This window comes from Nitrospira sp. (assembly GCA_024998565.1).
Lineage (GTDB): Bacteria > Nitrospirota > Nitrospiria > Nitrospirales > Nitrospiraceae > Nitrospira_A.
In genome coordinates this window covers 150,077-158,067 of the sequence record JACOEM010000011.1, presented here as the reverse complement: position 1 = coordinate 158,067, position 7,991 = coordinate 150,077, and the positions used below count along the sequence as shown (strand labels likewise).

Here is a 7,991-nt window from a genome sequence, read left to right as displayed (position 1 = left end):
CAGGTCGAAGAGCCGATCTATATTCGGCCGGCCGAGCGCGTGAACTGGCTGTAAGACTCACACTGACGAGAGAGGGCAACTTCTCTCGTTAGTGAAGGACCGCAGCACAACGAAGGCAGGAGGTTCGCAAGAACTTCCTGCCTTCGTACTTTGCAGCCCACATTTTCTGCCTGCCGACACTCATTGTTCCCGAATAGCTCGCGCATCTCCCTGAACGGGCAAGTGTCTGCGCAAGGATGCCGCGAGAGCTGGGATTCCCACTCTTCAACGAGCTCAAGCTACTGCCGCCCTGGAGCCCAGATTCCCCTCATCTCCCCAACACCTCAATACACTCGGCTTCACAGTGTATTCCGAGGCAACCGCCACTCCGCATTACAGCTGAAGCAGGAAGCCGGTTTATCCAGATGTTGACAGGAATTCGTCTGACCGCTATACTCTCAATAGTTGAGAACAGTTATCAGTATCGAGCAATTGACTGACTTAGACGCCCACAAGGACAACCGATCATCAGTGGGAGATGCCACTCATGTATGTTTGCTTATGTAAGGGCTTAACGGAATCAGATGTGCGGGCGGCCGGTCGTCAGGGCTTCCTGACCACCAGACAAATCGTTGCTGAATTCGGCTTGCGCGATAACGGATGCTGCGGCCGTTGCGCAAAGAATATCCATGAACTTGTGTCGCTGGCGAAGAGCCAGCTGGAGACTACCTGTCAGAATCCTGTGCGGTCCTAGAATCACTATCCAGAAGCAATCACGGCCCGCTCGAACCGGCCCGATTTCCCAGTGACTCGAATCCCCTCTTAACGGCACCGGCCACGTCAGCCACCCGCCGACCCAACTCGCGGGCGCCGGTCAGCTCTTGCGCATCGATCCCTGGACTGTCTCCTTCTGTTGTCGCAGAAGCGCCAAACGCACCACCACCGCCCACAATAATCATCTGATTCCCCAGCATCGCCGCAAGGATTGAGAGCATCGTCAGCTCTTTCCCGCTGGAAATCTGACCGCCGGTTGCGAACGCAGCCCCTACCTTGTTTTTCAATTTAAATTCAGGGAATACGCCGAACTTGAATTGCCAGTCGTCAATAAATGCCTTCATCTCACCGGCCATATTGGACCAATAGACAGGAGAGCCGAGCACAATGGCATCCGCGGCGAATAATTCCTCAGCCGTCACCTTCCCCACACGCTTCAGGGTCACATGCGTCCGGGACACCGATCGAGCACCCTCCGCGACCGCCTCGGCCATTCGCTCGGTATGCCCGGAAACAGAGTGATACGCCACCAGCACACTGATCGTGGGCGGGTCATCAGCAGCTTGAGCAATGATGGGCCAGGCCAGAAGACTGCTGACGCACAGAAGCAGCACTCGCCACAGCTGAATCATGACGCACCTCTAATTAGGTAAACAACAACCCTGACATCGGCTGGGCCAGGCCAAGAGCGGCCTGGCATATACTAGTCGCAACTTCGAATCGAGGAGTGGGGACGGGATCTCCGGACAACTCGCCCAACAGAACCGTAGCGCTTACCGACGAACAGTTTCTTCGTCCATGTGCTCTTCGACGGACACTTGGGTCAAGGTCCCGCGATAATCGCACTTGTGACAGCGAATTCTGAACTCCTCGATCCATTTTTCCTGCACGTAGGATTGGCGGCACTTCGGACACACAAATACGCCGCGCAAGTACAACACACGTCGCGTTTCTTTCATGAGCAACCTCCATCCAAGCCAAAGGATAGGGCGAGGATGGCATAGGGGCCGGCGAAATTGCAAGACAGCCTACGCACTGCCTCCAACCACGTTCTCCACCTTGACGACCTAGAAGGAGCCCGCTAGGATGCGGGCATGGTACCGATCACATCACACCATCCTGGTCACGCAGAGTCTCCAGGACTGTTGAAGATTGTCGTGGGCTGCCTTTGGGGAGTCGCCACGCTGTTTGGAACCTACTCCGGCTGGGCCCTTGATGCTCCGACCGACACACTGATTACAGTCAAAACACCGACCGGCACGCTGATTCAGGCTGAATTGGCAGATACCGCATTGAAGCGAGCCCAGGGATTGATGTTTCGGGAACATCTGGCTGATGACCGAGGTATGCTGTTCATCTTCGGCGACGCCCAGCCCTGGACATTCTGGATGAAGAATACCAAGATCCCCCTCGATATCATCTGGATGGACGCGAAGAAAACCATCGTCCATATCGAGCGAAACGTCCCCATTTGCACCAGACAGGACGACGGTTGTCCTCAGTACCACTCCGAGGAAGGGGCGCTGTACGTTCTCGAACTCGGCGGGGGCCGCGCAGCAGCGCTACAGCTTCAACGCGGCATGAAACTGAGCTTCAAACAGCCTTGACCATCCATCACAGCGATCACTGCGTCTTACGCGCCCCCCAGAAAAAGCTCTGAATGCGCTCGACGAGGGAGCGCGTGTGTGTGACTGCCGAAAGGACCGCTGCCTCACGAGACAGTTGCGCCTTCGCCGCCGCCGTCGCCGCCTGTCGACGGGCCACCACCTCGCCCATACGCTCGATCAGCCGGCGATCATCCTGAACAACCTGCAGCAAGGCCTGTTTGCCGACGGCAATGACCAACAGCTCCGTTGCAGCCGCCACCGTGGCCGAACGCGGCTCGCCGGTCAGTAACGACATCTCGCCGAAAAACTTCCCCGCGTCAAGCGTGGTCACCGTGGAACTGAGCCCCCCCTGTTCCAACCGCACATCAGCTGTTCCGGAAGCGATGACGTAGAGGACTTCTCCAGGATCCCCCTGACGAACCACCCGTTCACCGGGCAGGTAGGACTCCCACCGCGCTTCTTTGGCCAGTACTTCGAGCTGCTTGGCATCGAGCGCCCCCAAAAAGTCGACCGCCGCGAGCTGCGCAACCATGCGCCCGACCGCCTGCCCGTTCGCAACAACCTCCGGTTCGTCCGACTGATGCATCACACGCTGCGGGAATGGAATCTCAATGCCATTGCGCGCAAAGGCATGCCAAATGTACGTCCGCATCCGGCTTTCGATCATATCCCGCTGTGCGAAATCACCGATCGGAAATTTGATGCGATACTGGATCGCCGATTCATTAAATGCCGTGACCAGAGCGGTTGCTTTCGGGTCCTGCAATGCCCCTGGCACTGCCACAGCCGCCTCAAGCAATGTCGCACAGACCCGCTCAGGCGGAGTGCGATAAGCGGCATCGACATACACGCTGCAAAAATGCGTCGTCGTGGGCCTGCTGAAATTCGTCACCCCGCTCTGGATCACCAGATCGTTAGGCAGCGAGACGAGATCCTGAGTGCGAGTCAGCAGCGTCACATGCTCCATGCCGATGTGGGTCACAATCCCTTCACGATCAACCACCGTGATCCAATCCCCCACCTTCACAATCTTTCCCAGCTCGATTCCGGAAAAGAAGCGCGTCAGCGTATCTTTTAACGCGACACCGACCATCGCCGCCGCCACCGTCGGCAACGCCACCAGGGCCACGAGGTTGATCCCCATGACCAGCCAGAGGATCAGCACTCCGGCAGCCACCACTTCCGCGCCGATGAGCAGCTGCCGGACAATATCGGGGATATAGCGCTGCCCCCGTTCGATCAGCCATTCGCCGATGATCAGGGCATCAAGAATCGTAAAGAGAAAAAAAGAGGCGCCCAGCCAGGCCGCGACATCGAGTCCAGACCGGACAAAGTGCGGAATGTGGCCCACGAGGTCACTGCGACCGACCAACGCGGCGGTGACAAGCACCAGGCCCACACCGCCGGCATAGAACGGGAGCGGCGGCGCCGACTTGCCGCGTCGAGCCAACAGATAGGTCAGGCCCGTCAGCACGGCCGCCAAGCCGGCAAGCATCGCCAGCACCGTGCCGACCAGCAGCCCCAGACTCATGCGGATCTCATCTGATGCGGGGAGGAGAACACACGAACACCTCTCGAGTTAGGAGCGCTCTTGCCATGAGCGAACACGTCGCACGGTGATGATGCCATCGACCCTTTCAATCGCCTTCAGCACCCGAGCCAGATGTGCGGTGTCCAGGACCTCGATGATGAAATCCAGCATCGCCTTCCGGTCCTCGCGGGTCGTAATTTCAGCCCGACTGATATTGGCCTGACATTCGGAGATGGCCGTCGAGACATGCGCCAGCACTCCAGTCTTGTCTACGGCGATGACCGAGACCTTGACGGAGTGTGTACTGGGCGTGGAATGGTCCCACTCGACTTCGACCAGCCGGTTCTTGTCATAGTCCAACGCTTCCAAATTGGGACAATCCACGGTATGGATTGTGAGCCCTCGCCCCCTGGTGATATATCCCAAGATGCGGTCGCCCGGTACAGGATTGCAGCAGCGGGAGAGTTGCATCAACAGGTCTCGCGCGCCCTTGACCTGCACACCCGTGTCATCGGCCCGTCCGGTAACCGGCTTCGGAGGGGGCGGAACCTCGGGGGCGAGGGTCTGTCCTTCGGTCGCGACGGGCGGAATGATTTTACTCATGACCTGAGAGGTCGGTACATGGCCGAAGCCGACGGCCGCGGCCAGTTCCTCCGGCGTCTCATACCCGACCTGTTTGGCCACGGCCAGGAGTTGTTCCGATCGCATCATCTGCGCCGGCGCCAGGCCATGGCGGCGGAATTCGGCTTCCAGCAACCGCTTGCCGATCTCGATGCTGCGGGACTGCTCTTCGGCCTTGATCCAATGTTTGATCTTGGTTTTTGCGCGCGACGTGCGGACGAATTTCAACCAATCCCGGTGAGGCGTTTGATTGGCGGCGGTCAGGATCTCGACCATATCTCCGCTTTCCATCATATGTTTCAGCGGAACGATCTTGCCGTTCACTTTCGCCCCCACACAATGATCACCGATTTCTGTGTGGACGGAATAGGCGAAATCGACCGGAGTGGAGCCTTTGGGCAATTCCTTCACCATCCCCTGGGGGGTAAAGACGTAGACGACATCGTGGAAAAGATCCAGCTTGACCGAATCCATGAACTGACGATTGTCCGGCAAATCCTGATTCCATTCGACGAACTGGCGCAGCCAGCTAAACACCTTTCCGTCTTTCTCGTCGATCCGCCCATGCTCTTTATATTTCCAGTGTGCGGCGATGCCCTGTTCGGAAACACGATGCATCTCCTCCGTGCGGATCTGAAACTCGACATGCTCACCCTTGGGTCCGACGACGGTGGTGTGCAACGACTGATACATGTTGGATTTCGGAATCGCGATGTAATCCTTGAAGCGACCCGGCAACGGGCGCCACAGCGAATGGATGACGCCGAGCAGCGCATAACAGTTCATCTTGATGTCGGTAATGATGCGCAGCGCGGCAAGATCGTACACTTCCTCGAATGAGATCGATTGCTTCTCCATCTTCTGGTAGATGCCGTACAGGTGCTTGGGACGCCCGGACACTTCACCCTGCAAACCGGCCTCGGCCATGGCCTTTTTCACCAGGTCGATGACTTCGATGATGTACTGCTGCCGGTCTTCGTCCCGCTTCGCCACCAGCACACGTAAGGATTCGTAGACGTCCGGCTTCAGATGTTTCAAACAGAGGTCTTCCAGCTCGTTCTTAATCCAGCCGATACCCAGCCGATTGGCCAGCGGAGCATAAATCTCCAGCGTCTCCTGAGCGATCTGTTGCCGCTTCCCCTCGCTCAAATATTCGAGGGTCCGCATGTTGTGGAGCCGATCCGCCAGCTTGATGAGGACGACCCGGATATCGTCCGCCATCGACAGAACCATCTTGCGGAAATTTTCCGCCTGTTTTTCCTCGTAGTTCCGGAACGTAATCTTGCCGATCTTGGTCACGCCGTCGACGAGGTGGACGACGTCTTTTCCAAACCGCTGCTCCAATTCAAGCGGGGTCGCTAGTGTATCTTCCAGCGTGTCGTGCAGCAGCCCCGCGACGATGGCCGTCACGTCCGTCTTCAAATGGGTCAGAAGCCCGGCCACCGCCAGAGGATGACGAAAATAGGGCTCGCCGGATCGACGCATCTGCCCTTCATGGGCCTTGGCTGAAAAGTCATAGGCCCGACGCACGAGGTCCAAATCCGCCTCGACGTTATAGCTCTTCACCCGCTCGATCAATTGATCGAGTTCTGTCACCGTCTCATGCGGCATAATTACGACACCTCACCGCTCATACGGAGGGCCTTGATACGCAACTGCACCCGATCGTATCCGTTCCAATGATTGCGCTCGGGACTGAACGCCAGGTCCACCGGCCGACCGGCCCTCAACCCCAGCTCTTCAAACGAGCCCATGCGAAAGCCGATGCTATCGAAGATAAAGGACCGCCCTTGCCGCACACGCAACTTCAGGTGCTTCTCGCCGACGACTCGCGCATCCACCACATCCAGGCCGCGAACAGCCAATGTGGGCTCGGGATTGCCGGCCCCGAAGGGATGCAAGGATTCCAATTCCTGAATCAGGTCGAAATTGACATCCGTCAATTTCACCTCGGCATCGACGTGCAGGGTCGGCACCGTGCGAGCACCACCGGCCCACTGAGCCGCCACCTCACAGAACCGCCGGCGGAATTCCTCCAAGCGTGATTCCTTGAGCGTCAGTCCGGCGGCACTCGGGTGACCGCCATAGGCCTCCAGCAGATCCTTGCACTCGGACAATCCCTGATACAGATCGAATCCCTCCACCGTCCTGGCCGAGCCCTTCCCTATGCCCTGCCCGTCGATCGCAATCACGATGCTCGGACGATGGAACCGGTCCACCAAACGGGCGGCCACGATCCCGACAACGCCCAGATGCCAGTCACGCGAACCCAAGACGATCGCCGCGGCCGGCTCATCCTGCTTCAAATAGGTTGCCGCCTCACCGGTAATGCCTTCCTCGATCTGTTGCCGCTGGCGGTTCAACTGCTCCAACTGCTCAGCAATCTGCATCGCCTCCTGATCGGACTCCGTCGTCAATAGCCGCACACAGAGCATGGCATGGTCCAGCCGTCCCGCGGCATTCAACCGTGGCCCCAAACGGAACCCGATCGTCTCGCTCGTACAGGCCTTCGCGATACCGGCGACCTGCTTGAGCGCGCGAATTCCAGCGCGGGCCCCACGCGTGATCTGCGTCAGGCCTTCCCGCACCAGAATCCGATTCTCGTCCTGAAGCGGCACGATGTCGGCCACCGTTGCCAGCGCGACCAAATCCAAGCAAGAGTCGGGCTCCACTTCGCCGGATCCATAGCGTTGCTGGTATGCCGACACGACCTTGTACGCCAACCCCGCCGAGCAGAGTCCTTTGAACGGATAGATCGCATCGCGCCGGTGCGGATTGAGCACGGCAAGGGCGGCCGGCATCGTGGCATCGGTTTGATGATGATCCGTCACGATGACATCCATGCCGAGTTCCCGGGCGACCGCAATCTCATGGTGCGAGGTCGTCCCGCAGTCGGAGGTAATCAGCAGCGAAATCCCCTCTTCCGCTAAGCGACGAACGGCGCCCTCGTTCAACCCGTAGCCTTCGCGAACCCTATGCGGAATGTAGCCACAGGCATTCCCGCCGAGCCCTTGATAGAACGACAGATAGAGACTCGTCGCCGAGACCCCATCGACATCGTAGTCGCCATAAAAACAGACCCGCTCCTGGCGAGCGAGGGCCTGATGTAACCGCTCGACAGCCGGTTCCATATCCGGGAGCAGAAATGGATCGTGCAGTCCGCCCTGTACGCTGGACATCCAACGGGTCGCTTCATCAGGAGTTGTGACACCGCGCGCAAGCAGCACCGACGCCGTCACCGGCGAGATCGATAATTGCTGCGACAGCGTGTGCTGCAAGGCACGATCCGCCGCCCGAAATACCCATAACTTTTCCTGCATGAATCCTCTATCTTTACCTGAAATAATCAGAAGTTACTAAGAAGTGAGGGAATGGTATCGACTCATCTATTTTTTGTCAAACGGGGCCCGTTCGACGAGAGCGGCGCGCGAAGCGCCATCACGCTTCATGCTCAGATGAGCGACCCGCGCTTCGGGAGA

The 7,991-nt window shown here is 58.3% G+C and carries 7 protein-coding genes; 2 read left to right on the top strand and 5 right to left on the bottom strand.

The genetic code is table 11. The features are described from left to right. Positions 1–526: 526 nt before the first annotated feature. Positions 527–733 carry a (2Fe-2S)-binding protein gene (locus H8K11_16775; protein ID MCS6265407.1) on the top strand — a complete coding sequence of 69 codons (207 nt, stop codon included), beginning with the start codon at positions 527–529 and terminating at the stop codon, positions 731–733. 19 nt (positions 734–752) lie between these two features. Here H8K11_16775 and H8K11_16770 read toward each other — a convergent pair whose 3' ends face one another. Together H8K11_16770 and H8K11_16765 are read right to left on the bottom strand one after the other, a co-directional pair. Next, positions 753–1,385 (bottom strand): NAD(P)H-dependent oxidoreductase, encoded by a 633-nt coding sequence (locus H8K11_16770; protein MCS6265406.1) that lies wholly within the window; start codon positions 1,383–1,385, stop codon positions 753–755. 141 nt (positions 1,386–1,526) lie between these two features. Beyond that, on the bottom strand, positions 1,527–1,712 hold the full coding sequence (locus H8K11_16765) for a hypothetical protein (protein MCS6265405.1): 186 nt from the start codon (positions 1,710–1,712) through the stop codon (positions 1,527–1,529). A gap of 135 nt (positions 1,713–1,847) precedes the next feature. Between H8K11_16765 and H8K11_16760 the strand changes: the two genes are divergently transcribed. Continuing rightward, positions 1,848–2,360 carry a DUF192 domain-containing protein gene (locus tag H8K11_16760; GenBank protein MCS6265404.1) on the top strand — a complete coding sequence of 171 codons (513 nt, stop codon included), beginning with the start codon at positions 1,848–1,850 and terminating at the stop codon, positions 2,358–2,360. A 16-nt stretch (positions 2,361–2,376) separates the two neighbouring features. Here H8K11_16760 and H8K11_16755 read toward each other — a convergent pair whose 3' ends face one another. The 3 genes from H8K11_16755 to recJ are packed head-to-tail and all read right to left on the bottom strand — an operon-like array spanning position 2,377 to position 7,832. After that, positions 2,377–3,891, bottom strand: coding sequence for a mechanosensitive ion channel family protein (locus H8K11_16755; GenBank protein MCS6265403.1), 1,515 nt, complete (start codon positions 3,889–3,891; stop codon positions 2,377–2,379). A gap of 48 nt (positions 3,892–3,939) precedes the next feature. Beyond that, positions 3,940–6,123, bottom strand: a complete 2,184-nt coding sequence (locus H8K11_16750; GenBank protein ID MCS6265402.1) for a bifunctional (p)ppGpp synthetase/guanosine-3',5'-bis(diphosphate) 3'-pyrophosphohydrolase — start codon at positions 6,121–6,123, stop codon at positions 3,940–3,942. Positions 6,124–6,125: 2 nt separating this feature from the next. Further along, complete coding sequence (gene recJ / locus H8K11_16745; protein ID MCS6265401.1) at positions 6,126–7,832, bottom strand: single-stranded-DNA-specific exonuclease RecJ; 1,707 nt, start codon at positions 7,830–7,832, stop codon at positions 6,126–6,128. Between the last annotated feature and the right edge of the window lie 159 nt (positions 7,833–7,991).